Source organism: Delftia sp. WSY_7, assembly GCF_043104845.1.
Classification (GTDB): domain Bacteria; phylum Pseudomonadota; class Gammaproteobacteria; order Burkholderiales; family Burkholderiaceae_C; genus Comamonas; species Comamonas tsuruhatensis.
The window spans coordinates 175490-190598 of the sequence record NZ_JBICLB010000014.1 but is presented as its reverse complement, the minus strand read 5'-3'; the positions used below and the strand labels follow the sequence as shown (position 1 = coordinate 190598).

The 15109-nt window shown below is 67.0% G+C and carries 13 protein-coding genes; 5 read left to right on the top strand and 8 right to left on the bottom strand.

The features are described 5' to 3' along the window. Window positions 1-18 precede the first annotated feature (18 nt). The 3 genes from ACF8ME_RS07125 to ACF8ME_RS07115 are packed head-to-tail and all read right to left on the bottom strand — an operon-like array spanning window position 19 to window position 2641. Window positions 19-1068, bottom strand: a complete 1050-nt coding sequence (locus ACF8ME_RS07125; protein WP_312841291.1) for an FAD-dependent oxidoreductase — start codon at window positions 1066-1068, stop codon at window positions 19-21. Beyond that, window positions 1065-1697, bottom strand: a complete 633-nt coding sequence (locus tag ACF8ME_RS07120) for a lipocalin family protein (protein ID WP_392415838.1) — start codon at window positions 1695-1697, stop codon at window positions 1065-1067. Before ACF8ME_RS07120 ends, ACF8ME_RS07125 begins: the two co-directional genes overlap by 4 nt. After that, a complete protein-coding gene (locus tag ACF8ME_RS07115) occupies window positions 1658-2641 on the bottom strand; it encodes a MerR family transcriptional regulator (protein ID WP_392415836.1) in 984 nt (327 codons plus the stop codon). The genes ACF8ME_RS07120 and ACF8ME_RS07115 overlap by 40 nt, the downstream gene beginning before the upstream one ends. Before the next feature lie 259 nt (window positions 2642-2900). Here ACF8ME_RS07115 and ACF8ME_RS07110 point away from each other — a divergent pair, with 259 nt between their 5' ends. The 4 genes from ACF8ME_RS07110 to ACF8ME_RS07095 all read left to right on the top strand — a co-directional run bounded on the left by ACF8ME_RS07110 (window position 2901) and on the right by ACF8ME_RS07095 (window position 9511). Next, entirely contained in the window at window positions 2901-4475 is a 1575-nt protein-coding gene (locus ACF8ME_RS07110) for a methyl-accepting chemotaxis protein (protein WP_392415834.1), read from the top strand. A gap of 458 nt (window positions 4476-4933) precedes the next feature. Beyond that, window positions 4934-6241, top strand: coding sequence for a dicarboxylate/amino acid:cation symporter (locus ACF8ME_RS07105; RefSeq protein ID WP_016446285.1), 1308 nt, complete (start codon window positions 4934-4936; stop codon window positions 6239-6241). Between the two features lie 46 nt (window positions 6242-6287). Next, a complete protein-coding gene (locus ACF8ME_RS07100; RefSeq protein WP_016451540.1) occupies window positions 6288-8168 on the top strand; it encodes an ATP-binding protein in 1881 nt (626 codons plus the stop codon). Continuing rightward, entirely contained in the window at window positions 8165-9511 is a 1347-nt protein-coding gene (locus ACF8ME_RS07095; RefSeq protein ID WP_392415832.1) for a sigma-54-dependent transcriptional regulator, read from the top strand. Before ACF8ME_RS07100 ends, ACF8ME_RS07095 begins: the two co-directional genes overlap by 4 nt. A 47-nt stretch (window positions 9512-9558) precedes the next feature. On the opposite strand, the gene ACF8ME_RS07090 is transcribed toward ACF8ME_RS07095, so the two are convergent. From ACF8ME_RS07090 to ACF8ME_RS07075, 4 genes are all read right to left on the bottom strand, one after another. After that, window positions 9559-9969: a hypothetical protein gene (locus ACF8ME_RS07090; protein WP_227469554.1), complete on the bottom strand. Its 411-nt coding sequence runs from the start codon at window positions 9967-9969 to the stop codon at window positions 9559-9561. Window positions 9970-9974: 5 nt separating this feature from the next. Then, window positions 9975-10433: a T6SS effector amidase Tae4 family protein gene (locus ACF8ME_RS07085; protein WP_080518216.1), complete on the bottom strand. Its 459-nt coding sequence runs from the start codon at window positions 10431-10433 to the stop codon at window positions 9975-9977. Window positions 10434-10849: 416 nt separating this feature from the next. Beyond that, the gene (locus ACF8ME_RS07080) at window positions 10850-12007 is read right to left on the bottom strand and encodes a mandelate racemase/muconate lactonizing enzyme family protein (RefSeq protein ID WP_392415830.1); all 1158 of its coding nucleotides are present in this window, start codon (window positions 12005-12007) and stop codon (window positions 10850-10852) included. A gap of 43 nt (window positions 12008-12050) precedes the next feature. Further along, a complete protein-coding gene (locus tag ACF8ME_RS07075; RefSeq protein WP_034394772.1) occupies window positions 12051-13019 on the bottom strand; it encodes a tripartite tricarboxylate transporter substrate binding protein in 969 nt (322 codons plus the stop codon). Between the two features lie 229 nt (window positions 13020-13248). Between ACF8ME_RS07075 and ACF8ME_RS07070 the strand changes: the two genes are divergently transcribed. Then, on the top strand, window positions 13249-14253 hold the full coding sequence (locus tag ACF8ME_RS07070) for a LacI family DNA-binding transcriptional regulator (protein WP_392415828.1): 1005 nt from the start codon (window positions 13249-13251) through the stop codon (window positions 14251-14253). A 4-nt stretch (window positions 14254-14257) separates the two neighbouring features. Here ACF8ME_RS07070 and ACF8ME_RS07065 read toward each other — a convergent pair whose 3' ends face one another. Then, complete coding sequence (locus ACF8ME_RS07065) at window positions 14258-15052, bottom strand: arylamine N-acetyltransferase (protein WP_126311508.1); 795 nt, start codon at window positions 15050-15052, stop codon at window positions 14258-14260. Window positions 15053-15109: the final 57 nt, after the last annotated feature.

Below are 15109 nucleotides of genomic sequence, written 5' to 3'. Positions count from 1 at the left end.
CGCGGGCGTTCCTGCAGTTCAGCGCGTCAGCGTGGCCAGGGCGCGCCGGGCCAGCGCCCGTCCGCTGAGCCAGGCGCCTTCGACGCCTGCGCCGCACATCCAGTCGCCGCACAGGCCCAGGCCCGCAGGCGCGTCCCACCAGCAGCGGTTGACCAGGTGGGGTGCCGGCAGCGCATAGCGCCAGCGGTGGGCAGTGACGCGCAGGCCGCCTGGCAGAGAGTCGGACAGAGAGCCGGCCAGGGCCTTGAATGCCTGCAGCAGTTGCCCGGCCACGGATTCAGCGTCCGACTCGATGTGATCCTGGCTCCACCGTGCACTGGCATGCAGTACCCAGGTCTGCTGCCCTTGTTGCCCTTGCCGTCCTGGCTTGGCGCTGTCGCGTGCCACCCAGCACAGCGGGCCATCCGTGATTTCTGCCGCATCCCAGTCCAGCGGCAGGGGGGCGTCGGTGCGCAGCATGGCCACCCAGCAAGGCTGCATGCGTGCGCTGGCGGCCAGTGCCGCAGCATAGGGCGAGACCGGCTCCAGCAAGGCTGCCGCCTGCGGTGCAGGCACTGCCAGCACCAGGGCGCAGTATTCCGGCCCCATCTGCCCTTGTTCGGCACAGTGCACTGTCCAGCGGGCAGGCCCGTGCTGCAAATGCTGCACCGTGGCCTGCAGGTGCAGCCGTACGCCATGCCCCTGCTGTCCAAGCCGCTGGACAAGAAATGCTGCGGGAGAGGTCATGCGCGGCACGCCCACCCAGCGGTCGGGGCCTGCCTCTGCGGGCACCACGTCTGTGCCCAGCAGGCGCACTGCGCGCGGACGCCAGGCGGCGACAACGCCGTGCTGCTCCCACTGGCGCACCTCCTGCACAAACTCCGGGTCCTGGGCTGCAAACGATGGGGCGCCGTGATCGCACTGCCACGCACCCTGCGGATCCTGCGCGCGCCGTGTGCTCATGCGCCCGGATGGGCCTCGGCTTTTCTCGAAGATATCCACGCGGCAGCCAGCCTCGGCCAGCAACTGTGCGCAGGCCAAACCCGCCATTCCTGCGCCGATCACCGCGACGGGGGGCAGGCTGTTCACAAGGCCTCCTGGCTGCGCGCTTCCTGGTGCCGATCATGGCTGACCCAGATCAGCGCGCCGGTATCGACGCCCAGTTCCGCGGCCTTGGCGACGATGGATTGCAGGGTCTGCGGGGGCAGTTTCGGCTCCCTGGCCAGTATCCAGCAGTACTGCGTGTCCGGCCCGAGGACCAGCGCCCAGCGGTAGTCAGGGTCCAGGGCGGCCACATGGTAGCCGCCGTAGAACGGACCGAAGAAGGAGACCTTGAGCGAAGCCGTGTCCGGCTTGCCCGTGAACAAGGCCTTGCCGACGGCACGCTGCCACTGGCCCCGGGGCACGGAAAACCCCCGGTTCACCACCTTCACGCTGCCGTCTGCCTGCGGCGTGTACTCGGCGGTCACATCGGTCATGCCCCGCTCGAAACCATGGTCCAGCCGTGCCAGTTCGTACCACAGGCCCTGGTAGCGCTGCAGGTCGAACGGTGAGACGGGCGTGACCGAGCCTGGCGGGCGCATGCTGGCGCAACCGCTGGCCAGCAGGCCGGCGCCAAGGGTCGCTGCCAGCAGGGTGCGCCGCCTGGCGGTGAAGACGGGGCGGGGGGCGGGAAAGTTCATGCGGATGTCCTTGATGTTCTTGTCGTCTGCCGCCATCGGGCGACCAGCGGTTGCAGATCCGTGAGATGGCGCACCGGCGTGATGCCCGTGACAGGGTTGGAATAGAGCGCCGGGCATGCTCCACCGGCCCACAACTCGATGGCCGGCGGCAGGTGGCTGCGCAGCTCGCCCAGGCAAGCCTGCGCCATCGCTCCGTTGTGGGCGCTGCTGAAGCTCAGCCCCACGATGTCGGCGCGATGTGCCCGCGCGGCCTGTGCCACGTCGCCGATGGGCGTCTGGGTGCCCAGCGATACGCAGTTGCAGCCTTCCAGGGCCAGCAGGGCTTCGACCATGAGCAGTCCCAGTCCATGCATCTCCTGAGGCAGCGTGGTCAGCAACACCTTGGGCGCGGGCGGCGGGGAAGGGGGGGCGAGCGAGGCGATCGCCTGCCTCAGGACGCCGGTGAGCACCTCGGTGTACAGGTGCTCTTCGAACACTTCAAAACGCCCCTGTGCCCAGAAATCGCCGACCGCCGTGGTCAGCGGGGCCACGAGCGTGGTCACGAAACCGGCCAGGCCCATGCGCGACTGGGCCAGGCTCAGGCAATGCCTGAGCTGGGCGGGATCATGGGCAGCAATGGCGTTGAGCATGGGTGCGAAGCGTTCAGAGTCTGCTGCATTCTCTGAATTTGTCCTGGACAAATCCATGGCTGGCGAGGTGTCGGCGCGGGCCAGCAGCGCCTGCAGGCCGTCCAGGTCCACCCCCATCAGCTTGCTGGGGCGCAGCCCCGTATCCATGAGCCGCCGGATCAGGGTCAGTTGTCGAACCTGGTCTGCCGGGTAGCGGCGATCGCCTGCCGAATCCCGTTCAGGCCTTGGAAAGCCGTAGCGTCTTTCCCAGACACGCAGGGTGTCCTTGGCAAGTCCGGTCTCGCGTTCGACGGCTGAGATGGGCAGCCCGGGGCCAGGCGCCAAAGGCAGGGGGTCAGAAAGTGGCGTCATTGATCTGAAGGGAACAAAACGTCCGGCCATGGCCGGGATGTTTTGAGGGATTTTGCGAATTGTCTAGGACAAAAATATGTTTTGTCCAATATATTACATAGAGAAACAAAGCGCAGGCCTGCTGGCCGCCACCCGGCAGCCGCTGGCGCGAGTGCTCTGTAGATCCCGGCCAGGAGATGAGGGCCCCAGGCGCAGGCGAGGCTTGACATCGTGATCGCCGCGCCCGTGTGCAGTCTTTCCGGCCACGCAGTCCGTACCGATGATCATCATGAATTTGTCCAACTGGCCACTGGCCCGCCGTCTCGCAGCTGCCTTCGCATGCGTCATCGCCATTTTTCTTCTTGTCATCGCGCTGGCCGTGAGCAGCCAGGCCCGGCTCAAGGAGGCCCAGCAATGGAACGAGCACACCTTCAAGGTGATGTCCCAGGGACAGCGCATGCTCACGGGCATGGTCAACATGGAGACGGCCTCGCGGGGCTATCTCCTGTCGGGCGACTCCCGTTTTCTGGCCCCCTGGGATGAAGGACTCAAGGAGTTCGAGGCCTCCTGGCAGGAGGCCGTACGCCTGACCGAGGACAACCCCGCCCAGCAGCGCCGGCTCGACGGTATCCGGCTGCGCCACCGTGAATTCGTGCAGGCGGTGCAGCCGCTGCAGGCGCTGCGGCGGCAAGTTCAGGATGGCACGGCGACGGTCGAGGATCTGGTTCGCGAGTTCTCCCTGGGGCGCGAGAAGGCGGCCATGGATGGGCTGCGCGCACTGCAGGCAGACCTGGTGCGGGAGGAGGAGCAGCTCATGGCCGAGCGCCTGACGCGCACCGAGTCGCTGGCGGCAATGACGCTGGCGTTCGAGCTGGGGGGCGCGCTGGTGGCCGTCGTGCTGGCCGCCTTGCTGGGCACCTGGGTCACGCGCTCCATCACCGGCCCCATCGGACGGGCCATCCAGCTGGCACGTGCGGTGGCATGCGGGGATCTGACGCAACGGGTGGAGGCCACCACCCACGATGAAGTGGGGACCCTGCTGCGCAGCCTCGGCGAGATGAGTGATGCGCTATCGCAGGTCGTGGCCGTCGTGCGCAGCGGCAGCGAATCCGTGGCAAGTGCAAGCACGCAGATTGCCCAGGGCAACACCGACCTGTCCTCTCGGACCGAGAGCCAGGCCAGCGCGCTTGAACAGACGGCGGCCTCCATGGAGCAGCTCGGAGCCACCGTGACCCAGAACGCTGATGGCGCGGGCAAGGCCAACGCGCTCGCGCAGCAGGCCAGCGGCGTGGCCGGGCAGGCGGGCGAGGTGGTCACCCAGGTCGTGGACACGATGAAGGGCATCAGTGAAAGTTCGCGCCGCATCGCCGACATCATCAACGTCATCGACGGCATCGCGTTCCAGACCAACATCCTGGCGCTGAACGCTGCGGTGGAGGCGGCGCGTGCCGGTGAACAGGGCCGCGGCTTCGCTGTGGTGGCCTCCGAGGTCCGCAGCCTGGCCGGCCGCAGCGCGGCGGCGGCCAAGGAGATCAAGGCTCTGATCTCCGACAGCGTCGAGCGGGTCGAACAGGGCTCTGTGCTGGCCGACCGCGCGGGGGGCACCATGGCTGAAGTGGTGATGAGCATACGCAGCGTCACCGACCTCATGGGAGAGATCAGCGCGGCTTCCGCCGAACAACGCAGCGGCGTGGCACAAGTGGGCGAGGCGGTCACGCAGATGGACCAGGCGACACAGCAAAACGCGGCCCTGGTGGAGGAAATGGCGGCGGCAGCCACGAGCCTGCGCCAGCAGGCGCATGACCTTGTGCAGTCCGTGAGCGTTTTCCGCCTGGGGCCCCAGACGCAGGGTTGAGGCAGGGATGGCGCAGGGTTGATGCACCTGGTGAAGACGCGGTGCGGGACTTTGGGAGAGCGGGCCTCTCTACAGGCGCCGGAGCATCAGCCGCTGCTGCCGTCCTGCCCGGGCACCGGCCGGCGTTCAAATAGTTGCACCATGGCCCGGGAGGGCCGGAGCCCGCAGGTCGCGCCATCCGGTTTTCCGAACGGCGCCTGCATTTCATTGTTCGGATTTCCGTTCCACCTTATGCATAAAAGTAAGGTCGATATAGGCGAATCAAGCAGTTAGCGCGTGGCGCAGGTGCCGGATGCGGCTGGCACGGTCTGTGCACTGTCAGGCGCAGGCCACGTGCGTCGTGGTTGTGTGTGCAGGGAGACAAGCCCGTCTTCGCAATGGCATCCGGCAGAGACCCGGGGGCTGCGGCGGACCGGGCTCGCTTGCAAGACCGAAATACGTCCAACGAAAAAATCCGCATGAAATTCAATCGCTTGACCACCATGGTGCTCGTGGCCATGGTCCTCGGCGTGCTGGTGGGCTATGCCTGCAACAGCTACGCGCCCACGCCCGAGGCCGCCAAGGAAATCGCCAGCTACTTCGGCATCCTCACCGATGTCTTCCTGCGCATGATCAAGATGATCATCGCGCCCCTGGTGTTCGCCACCCTGGTGTCGGGCCTGGCCAACATGGGCGACGCCAAGGCCGTGGGCCGCATCGGCGGCCGCGCGCTGGGCTGGTTCATCGTGGCCTCGTTCTGCTCGCTGGCCATCGGCCTGATCTATGCGAACGTGCTGCAGCCCGGCCATGGCCTGAGCGTGGCCCTGCCGTCGTCGGCCGAAGGGCTGAACCTCAAGACCTCGGCGCTGAACCTCAAGGACTTCATCGCCCACGTGTTCCCCAAGAACATCTTCGAGGCCATGGCGACCAACGAGGTGCTGCAGATCCTGGTGTTCGCGCTGTTCTTCGGCATTGCGCTGGGCAACCTGCACAACCAGGCCGCGCGTTCCATGGTGGGCCTGATGGACGAAGTGGTCCACATCATGCTCAAGGTCACCGACTACGTGATGCGCTTCGCCCCCGTGGGCGTGTTCGGCGCCGTGGCCGGCACCATCACCATCCATGGCTTGGGCATGCTGTCGGTGTTCGGCAAGTTCATGCTGTGCTTCTACCTGGCCCTGGCCACGCTGTGGGTGCTGCTGATCGTGGCCGGCTACGTCGTGCTGGGCCGTGACATCTTCCGCCTGCTGAACCTGATCCGCGGCCCGCTGCTGGTGGGCTTTTCCACGGCCAGCAGCGAATCGACCTATCCCAAGCTGATGGAGCAGCTGGAGAAGTTCGGCATCAAGCCGCGCATCATCGGCTTCGTGCTGCCGCTGGGCTACTCGTTCAATCTCGATGGCTCCATGGTCTACACCACCTTCCTGGCCATCTTCATCGCCCAGGCCTACGGCATCGACATGACGCTGACGGCCCAGATCACCATGCTGCTGGTGCTGATGGTCTCCAGCAAGGGCATTGCCGGCGTGCCGCGCGCCTCGCTGGTGGTGGTGGCCGCCGTGCTGCCCATGTTCGGCCTGCCCGAGGCCGGCATCCTGCTGATCCTGGGCATCGACCATTTCCTGGACATGGGCCGCACGCTGACCAATGTGCTGGGCAATGCCATTGCCACGGCCGTGGTGGCCAAGTGGGAAGGCGCGGTCGATCCGAATGCCACCACGGACGACGACGAGTCGCTGCTGCCCATGGAGCACTCCCAGGAAGGGCGGCCCGCTGTCTCGGCCTGAGGCCCAGGCGGCGCTGGGGGGCACTGATAACATTGGTGCCTTCACCATGCCCGCCCGCCGCCCCCTGCGCCAGCTCATCCTGCTTTTGCTGTGGCTTGCCCTGAGCGGGCTGAGCGGCTGGGGCGCGTACCTGATGGCGCAGCGGCTGGGCATCGCCGATCTGCGTGCCACGGGCATGCACCGGCTGGAGCTGTACGGCGCCAGCCTGCAGCGCGAGATCGGCAAGTACGCCTTCCTGCCCGACGTGCTGGCACTGGAAGGCAATGTGCAAAGGCTGCTGGCCGAGCCCGGCGACGAGCAGCTCACCAACCGCGTCAACGCCTACCTGGAGCAGCTCAACGACCGAGCGGGCACGCTGACCGCCTACCTGGTCGATGCGCGCGGCCACGTCGTGGCCTCCAGCAACTGGCGGCGCTCCGACAGCTACCTGGGCGAGGACCTGAGCTTTCGCCCCTACTACCGCACCGCCATGGCCACGGGCAGCGCGCGCTTCTTCGGCATTGGCACCACGCGCGGCGAGCCCGGCTACTACCTGGCCTCCACCCTGGGCGACGACACCCACACGCTGGGCGTGGCCGTGGTCAAGGTCAGCCTGGACCAGCTGGAGCAATCTTGGTCCACGGTGGAGGCGCCCGTGCTGGTGGGCGACGAGAACGGCGTCGTCATCCTGGGCACGGTCTCCGACTGGAAATTCACCACCTTGCGCACGCTGGACGAGGGCACGCGCGCCGCCTTCGACCACACGCGCCAGTACAACCGCCGCGCGCTGGAGCCGCTGGGCCTGCAGGTGCTGCGCGACCTGGGCCAGGGCGCGCGCCTGGTGCGCATTGCCCGCCATGGCGAGGAATCGCCGGGCTCGGTCTACCCGGTCAGCGGCCGCTTCCTGGCCCAGTCGCGCCAGCTGCCGGGCACGCCCTGGACGATCACCGTGCTATCGCACCTGGAGCAGGTCGACCAGCTGGCCCAGAGCCGCGCGCTGGCCGCGGCCGTGGGCGCGGCCTTTGTGCTGCTGCTGGCCATGATGGTCAACGAGCGCCGCCGCCACCTGCGCGACCGGCTGGCCGCGCGCGAGGCGCTGCAGGCCGCGCACGACGAGCTCGAGCGCAAGGTGGAGCAGCGCACGGCCGACCTGTCGGCCGCCAACGAGGCGCTGCAGGCCGAGGTGGCCGAGCGCACCCACGCCGAGGCCACGCTGCGCGCCGCCCAGGACGAACTGGTGCAGGCCGGCAAGCTGGCCGTGATAGGCCAGCTGTCCACGGGCGTGGCCCATGAACTCAACCAGCCGCTGACGGCGCTGCGCACCCTGGCCGGCAACAGCCAGCGCTTTCTGGAGCGCGGCGATACCGAAACCACGCGCGTGAACCTGGAGCGCATGGCGCAGCTGGCCGACCGCATGGGCCGCATCACCGGCCAGCTGCGCAACTTTGCGCGCAAGTCCAGCGGCGCCAGCCAGGCCGTGCCGCTGGCGCGTGCCCTGGACAATGCGCTGGCCGTGCTGGAGTCGCGCGTGGCCGAGACCGGCGCCCGCATCCTGCGCGATGACGGCGTGCCCGAGGCCGTGGCCTGGTGCGACCGCAACCGCATCGAGCAGGTGCTGATCAACCTGATCAACAATTCCCTGGACGCCATGCGCGGCCAGCCCGCGCCCTGCCTGGAGCTGGCCTGCGCCGTGGCCGATGGCCGCGCCCAGGTCACCGTGCGCGACCACGGGCCGGGCCTGAGCGAAGCGGCGCAGGCCCATCTGTTCCAGCCGTTTTTCACCACCAAGGAAGAGGGCGTGGGCCTGGGCCTGGGGCTGGCGCTGTCGGCCGGCATTGTGCGTGAATGCGGCGGCACGCTGACGGGCAGCAACCATCCGGGCGGCGGCGCCGTCTTCACGCTGAGCCTGGCCCTGGCTCCCTCCACACCCTCTGCCGACACACCATGACCGACGCCCTCAAAGTCCTGATCATCGAGGATGACCCCGACATCGTGCTCGGCTGCGAGCAGGCGCTGCAGCTCGAAGGCATCGCATGCGAAAGCGTGGGCAGCGCCGAGCAGGCGCGCCGGCGCCTGTCGCGCGACTTCGCGGGCATCGTGGTCAGCGACATCCGCCTGCCGCGCATGGACGGCATGGCCTTCCTGCGCGAACTGGTGGCCATGGATGCCGAGCTGCCCGTGGTGCTGATCACCGGCCACGGCGACATCTCCATGGCCGTGCAGGCCATGAAGGACGGCGCCCAGGACTTCATCCAGAAACCCTTCGCCCCCGAAACCCTGGTCGGCGCCGTGCGCCGCGCCCTGGAGCGCCGCCGCCTGGTTCTGGAAGTGCGGGCGCTGCGCCAGCAGCTGCAGCAGCGCGACAGCCTGGAGCACCGGTTGATAGGGCGCGCGCCCAACATGCGCCAGCTGCGCCAGATGCTCACGGGCCTGGCGCAAAGCGCGGCCGACGTGCTGATCCAGGGCGAGACCGGCACGGGCAAGGAACTGGTGGCACGCTGCCTGCACGAGGCCAGCGCGCGGCGCGATGGCAACTTCGTGGCCGTCAACTGCGGCGGCCTGCCCGACACGCTGTTCGACAGCGAAATGTTCGGCAGCGAGGCCGGCGCCTATACCGGCGCGGGCAAGAAGCGCATCGGCAAGCTGGAGCACGCCAGCGGCGGCACGCTGTTCCTGGACGAGATCGAGAGCATGCCCGTGCCCATGCAGATCAAGCTGCTGCGCGTGCTGCAGGAACGCGTGCTGGAGCGCCTGGGCTCCAACACCCTGATCCCCATCGACTGCCGCGTGATCGCGGCTACCAAGTTGGATCTGCTGGAATTGAGCCGGCAAGGCCTGTTCCGCGCCGACCTCTACTACCGCCTGAACGTGGCCACCGTCTCGCTGCCGCCGCTGCGCGAGCGGCGCGAGGACGTGCCGCTGCTGTTCGAGCATTTCGCGCTGCAGGGCGCGGCGCGCCACCAGCGGCCCGTGCCCGAGCTGACCACCGCGCGCGTGCAGCAGTTGCTGGGCTATGACTGGCCCGGCAACGTGCGCGAGCTTCGCAACGTGGCCGAGCGCACGGTGCTGGGCATCGAGGCCGGCTCGCCCCCCTTCGGCCAGCCGGCCGGCACCACCGCGCAGGACACCGCGCCCCGGCCGCTGTCCGCCACCGTCGAGGCCTTCGAGCGCGCCCTCATCGCCGACGCCCTGCGCCGCCACGCCGGCAGCCTGGCGCGCACGGCCGAAGCCCTGTCCATGCCCAAGACCACGCTGCACGACAAGATCCGCAAGTACGGGCTGGATGGGTAGGGGCTGGTTGCCCGCCTCCAACCCGGATTTTCGGGAAACGGCTTGGCCTACCTGGATTCGTAGGACGGGCGCAGTGCCGCAATCGCCTTTTGAATCGCAGCGCGCACGGCGGGCCGGTCGATCACCTCGCCACAGTGCAGCACGGGCAATGGCTTGCCCTGCCTGGGACGGGTTTCGTCGCGCATGACGGCCATATCGCCGTTGGCGCCCTTGGTGTTCTCCCTCTGCACCTGTTCGGCAATGCCCGCCAGCACTTCGATATCCCCGTGCATGCGCTGCACGACAACGGATGCCCAGGCATCTCCTTGGTCCTTGAGATAGGGCTCAGTCTGTTGGGTCAGGCAGCTTGCGATGGCATAGCTTTCAACGTCGCGCTGCACTTGCGTGCGAGCGCCACCTGCGGGATTCGTGTCTGGGGTGCATCCGGCGATGACCAGACCACATGCCAGCAAAGCCATGCGCATCAAGTGAGCTCCCAAAATTCACCAAGTGAAGTTTTGATGGATGGGTTGTCCGGATTTGTGTAAGTGGAGTAGTTGTCATAGCCCGGTTCACGATAATGGACTCCATTCCATAAGGCGATATGACCTGTGGCGCCACTCCAGTTCACGCTGAAGGCAATGATGCCTTTCAGGCCGCGAAATTTGTCATCATATGGGCTGACGGCATCAGTGGATGGTTTGCCAAGTGATTTCAAAAGATAGGATCGAAAATCTGCTACGCCATAAATGATGCGAGAACCGTCTTTTGTTCCCAATGTCCGTGCACCAGCCGTACCCGCCAAGGCTGCGTTGATCGGCGCACCGGCCTTGTTGAAGGCAACGCTCAACCGGCTGGCACATGTGTTTCCATTGGGACCGAAGCCTGGTAAGTAGATATTTTTCTCGGCAGCACCACCCAGTTCTGTGTATAGATCTTTCATGGTCTTGAATCTGACGTGGTCAGGAAACTCCTGCCATAGCCGATGAAAATTTGGTTTGATCAAAATTAGCCTTTCGTTGCTATACGCCAATCTTCATGTCGATCCCGCAAAGTGATGGAGAGTGTCCGGGCTGGCTGCAATCGGGACGGGGGCTTACCACTCGCATTTTTCCCTTGATCGGCAGGCTGGCGTGCAGGTTTGCAATCCCCAATGGGGCGGATCGTTGTCTGGCGGCAAGCATCGTAACAATCTTCTGTCCGACCTTTTCTTTTTTGTTTCAGGTAATTACATCTATCTCGAATGGCCGCTGGAATGAAATTAGGTCCCATTGAGTCTGGGCCTACTCCAGTGACTGATGGCGCGATTTCTCTGCAGTACGGGGCGTAAGCCTTTGAGGCCTGACGCCCCCAATTCCCTCAACCCCGCTCCCCGAACTCCACGCTTTCGCGCGTCCAGCGCCGCGCCTGCTCGCTCAGGCTCAGTCCCAGGCCGGGGCGCGTGGGCACGAGCATGCGGCCATTGGCGATGTCCAGGCGTTCGTTGAACAGCGGCTCCAGCCAGTCGAAGTGTTCCACCCAGGGCTCGTTGGCGCAGGTGGCGGCCAGGTGCACGTGCAGCTCCATGGCGAAGTGGGGCGCCAGGCTCAGGTGGGCCAGTTCGGCCTGGGCGGCGATTTGCAGGAAGGGCGTGATGCCGCCCACGCGCGGCGCGTCGGGCATGAGGAAGTCGGCGCTGCGGTGGCGTATGAGATCGCCGTGCTCGGCGGCGCTGGTCAGCATCTCGCCGGTGGCAATCGGCGTGTCGAAGCGCGCGGCCAGCGCGGCGTGGCCTTCGTGGTCGTAGGCGTCCAGCGGCTCCTCGATCCAGACCAGGTTGAATTCCTCGAAGACACGGCACATGCGCTGGGCCGTGGGGCGGTCCCATTGCTGGTTGGCATCGACCATGATGGGCGCGGCATCGCCCAGGTGGGCGCGCATGGCCTCCACGCGCCGTATGTCCAGCGCGCAGTCGGGCTGGCCCACCTTGAGCTTGATGCCGCCAATGCCGCGCTCCAGCGAGGCGCTGGCGTTGCGCTTGAGTTCATCGAGCGGCGTGTGCAAAAAGCCTCCCGAGGTGTTGTAGCAGCGCACGGATTCGCGCTGCGAGCCCAGCAGCTTGGACAGCGACAGGCCCGCGCGGCGCGCCTTGATGTCGTACAGCGCCACGTCGAAGGCCGCGATGGCCTGCACGGCCAGCCCGCTGCGGCCCACGGAGGCGCCGGCCCAGCACATGCGCGTCCACAGCCGCGCAATGTCGCTGGGGTCTTCGCCCAGCAGGGTGGGCGCGATCTCGCTGGCATGGGCGAACTGGCCGGGGCCGCCTGCGCGCTTGGCGTAGCTCAGGCCCAGGCCCCGGTGGCCGTCGCGGGTCTGGATCTCGGCGAACAGCATGGCTACCTCGGTCATGGGCTTTTGGCGGCCCGTGAGCACCTTGGCATCGCTGATGGGCCGGGCCAGGGGGAGGTAGCAGGACGCCAGGCGTATCCACTGGATGCGGTTCTGGCTGGTGGTTTCGGAGAGCGCGGAAGAGGTCATGGCTGCGGGAGTGCGGTGGTTGGAAAAAGGACAGGGGCAGGCATCAGTCGATGCTGATCTTTCCGGCCTCGATGACCGTCTTCCAGCGCGCGTATTCCTGGCGCTGGAACTCGGCGAACTGCTGGGGCGTGCCGGCCACCATTTCGTAGCCGATGGAGACGAACTGCTCGCGCACCCGGGGATCGTTGAGCGCCTCGACAAAGGCCGCATGGGCCTTGTCGCGCAGCGCAGGCGGCAGGCCCTTGGGCGCGACGATGGCCTGCCAGGAGGCGACCTCCACGTTCTTCACCCCGGCCTCGGCCAGCGTGGGCAGGTCCGGCAGCACGGGCGAGCGGCGCGGGCTGGTCACGGCCAGGGCGCGCATCTTGCCGGCCCGGATGTGCTGGATCACGGCATTGATGTTCTGGAACGAGGCATCGACCTGGCCGCCGATCAGGTCGGCATGGGCGGGCGCGCCGCCCTTGTAGGGGATGTGCACGCCCTGGGTGCCCGTCTGCTGCCAGAACAGTTCGGCCGTCAGGTGGTCGCTGGAGCCGTGGCCGGCCGAGGCAAAGCTCATCTTGCCCGGATGGGCCTTGAGGTGGGCGACCACGTCGGCCACGCTCCTGTGCGGCGAGGCGGCAGGCACGACCAGCACGTTGGGCGACTGCACGGCCACGGTGATCAGGTCGAAGTCCTTGAGGGCGTCGTAGGGCAGGTTCTTGATCAGGTGGGGCACGATGACCAGCGGGCCCAGCGAGGTGACGAGAAAGGTCTGCCCGTCCGCCGCCGCGCGCTGCACGAAGGCCGCGCCGATGGTGCCCGTGGCGCCGGCCTTGTTCTCCACCACGAAGGACTGCCTGAGCTTTTCGCCCAGCCTGGGCGCCACGGCGCGCGCGACCTGGTCGGTGGAGCCGCCGGCGGGGAAGGGCACGACCAGGGTGACGGGCCTGTCGGGCCAGGCCTGGGCCGATGCAGAAAAGGCGGTGAGCGCGGCCAGGGCCAGCGCCATGGCACGAAGAATGTGATTCATCTTGTCTCCTGATTTGTGAATGACATCGTTGTCATTTCTAAGGAAATGAAAAAGCGCCGATGCCGTTTTGTAGATGCAAGGATTTGCGCTTTCAGCAAAATGATATCGTTGTCATTTTGGCTGTCAATCACGATTTCTGCGATGCAGGGCAGGCTTGGCGCCCGTGCGTGGAGGGCGGTCTGCTATCTTCAGGCCCGTCCCCGATACCCGCCCGCGATCGCGCTTGCCCATGAACACACCCACACCACCCAGGCCCGCCACGCTGCACGACGTGGCCGAGGCGGCCGGCGTCTCGCTGATCACGGCCTCGCGCGCACTGGGCAATCCTTCCATCGTTTCGGAGAAGACGCGCGAGCGCGTGCGCCAGGCCGTGGAGGCCACGGGCTATATCCCCAACCTGCTGGCGGGGGGGCTCAAGTCCCGCCGCAGCCGCATGGTGGCCGGCGTGGTGCCTGCGCTGTCGGTGTCGCAATTCCTGCCCACGGTGCAGTCATTGACGGCCACGCTGGCGCAGGAGGGCTATCAGCTGCTGCTGGGCCAGACCTTCTACGACGAGCAGCGCGAGGAAGAGGTGCTCAACGCCATGATCGGGCGCCAGCCCGACGGCATTGTGATGATGGGCCTGGTGCAGTCCGGCAAGGCGCGCGAGCGGCTGCGCAGGACCGGCATTCCCGTGGTGGAAACCTGGGACTTCAGCGACCAGCCGCTGGACATGGTGGTGGGCTTTTCCCACCTCAAGGTGGGCAGCGCGCTGGCCGGCTATTTCCTCTCGCGCGGCCTGCAGCGCGTGGGCATGGCCACGGGCAGCGACCACCGGGCCCAGCAGCGGCGCGAGGGCTTTCTCGCAGCCTGGGGCCGCGAGGTGCCCACGGTCACCGTGTCCGCGCCCGGCAGCCTGGAGCTGGGCCGGCAGGCGCTGGGCCAGTTGCTGGCGCAGCAGCCTGATCTGCAGGCCGTGGTCTGCAGCTCGGACATGCTGGCCCACGGCATTTTGGTGGAAGCCCAGGCGCGCGGCCTGCGCGTGCCCGTGGATCTGGCCGTCTCGGGCTTCGGCAATGCCGATTTCGCGGCCCATCTGCTGCCGTCGCTGACCACCGTGCATGTGGACGGGCCGGGCATAGGCCGCCTGGCCGCCGAACTCGTGCTGGCACGCTGCCAGGGCCGCAGTGCCGGGCGCTCGGCGTTCGACCTGGGGTTCGAGCTGATCGAGCGGGATTCGACCCGCCTGGCTTAGAGGCTCAGCACAGGGCAGCCGCCTGGCGCTCGGTCGCCAGCCCGAACAGGCTGCCCAGCGCGTGCTGGATCTCATCAGGGGCCAGCTGCCTGGTCTCGGTGCCGCTGGCCGTGATGGTCTTGAGCGCGTCGCCCACCAGGATCATGCGGCCGGCCGGCTGGTGCAGCACCACCACCCGCTTTTGCACGAAGATGGCGTCCGGGTGCGTGGAGTTCAGGTAGTTGGCGGGGGCGAAATCCACCCATTCCTGGGGCGACAGGTTGAAGGCGTACTGGTTGGCCCATTCACCGTCCACGCGGGCCTGCAGCAGGTATTCGCCCTGGTCGTCCAGGCTCAGGCGGAAGGTGTCGCCGTCCTGGCGGACCTCGGTGTCCAGCTCGTCCAGGGCCATGGGGGCGCGTATGCCGTAGCTGCCAAAGCCCAGGTCGCACAGCCAGCGCCGTCCCTCGACCTCGGCCACCAGGGCCATGTGGGTGCGGGGGCGGCGGGCAGGGTAGAACATGGGCCGCGCCGCCACAAAGCGGTAGGCAATGCCCAGGGCCTGCAGCGCCATGGCGAACAGGCCGTTCACCTCGTAGCAGTAGCCGCCACGGGCGCCGCCGAGGATCTTGCCCGCAATGTCTTCGGGCACCAGAGAGACGATCTTGCCGGCCTGCACGTCGAGATTCTCGAAAGGCACCGCGAACAACTGGTGGCGCATCAGCGCATGCAAGGTGGCGGTATCGGCCTTGGCGGAGTCACCGGCACTGAAGCCGATGCGGCGGAAATAGGCCTGGAGATCGAAATTGCTGGCTTGCATGGGTTTCCTCGGGTTGCTTGATGGCTGCAACGATAAATCCGGGCAGCCAATGCCTGT

Coding starts and splice junctions, on each gene's coding strand:
- ACF8ME_RS07120 (WP_392415838.1), bottom strand. CDS start 1,697: ATGGCGGCAGACGACAAGAACATCAAGGACATCCGCATGAACTTTCCC.
- ACF8ME_RS07115 (WP_392415836.1), bottom strand. CDS start 2,641: ATGACGCCACTTTCTGACCCCCTGCCTTTGGCGCCTGGCCCCGGGCTG.
- ACF8ME_RS07110 (WP_392415834.1), top strand. CDS start 2,901: ATGATCATCATGAATTTGTCCAACTGGCCACTGGCCCGCCGTCTCGCA.
- ACF8ME_RS07105 (WP_016446285.1), top strand. CDS start 4,934: ATGAAATTCAATCGCTTGACCACCATGGTGCTCGTGGCCATGGTCCTC.
- ACF8ME_RS07100 (WP_016451540.1), top strand. CDS start 6,288: ATGCCCGCCCGCCGCCCCCTGCGCCAGCTCATCCTGCTTTTGCTGTGG.
- ACF8ME_RS07095 (WP_392415832.1), top strand. CDS start 8,165: ATGACCGACGCCCTCAAAGTCCTGATCATCGAGGATGACCCCGACATC.
- ACF8ME_RS07090 (WP_227469554.1), bottom strand. CDS start 9,969: ATGGCTTTGCTGGCATGTGGTCTGGTCATCGCCGGATGCACCCCAGAC.
- ACF8ME_RS07085 (WP_080518216.1), bottom strand. CDS start 10,433: ATGAAAGATCTATACACAGAACTGGGTGGTGCTGCCGAGAAAAATATC.
- ACF8ME_RS07080 (WP_392415830.1), bottom strand. CDS start 12,007: ATGACCTCTTCCGCGCTCTCCGAAACCACCAGCCAGAACCGCATCCAG.
- ACF8ME_RS07075 (WP_034394772.1), bottom strand. CDS start 13,019: ATGAATCACATTCTTCGTGCCATGGCGCTGGCCCTGGCCGCGCTCACC.
- ACF8ME_RS07070 (WP_392415828.1), top strand. CDS start 13,249: ATGAACACACCCACACCACCCAGGCCCGCCACGCTGCACGACGTGGCC.
- ACF8ME_RS07065 (WP_126311508.1), bottom strand. CDS start 15,052: ATGCAAGCCAGCAATTTCGATCTCCAGGCCTATTTCCGCCGCATCGGC.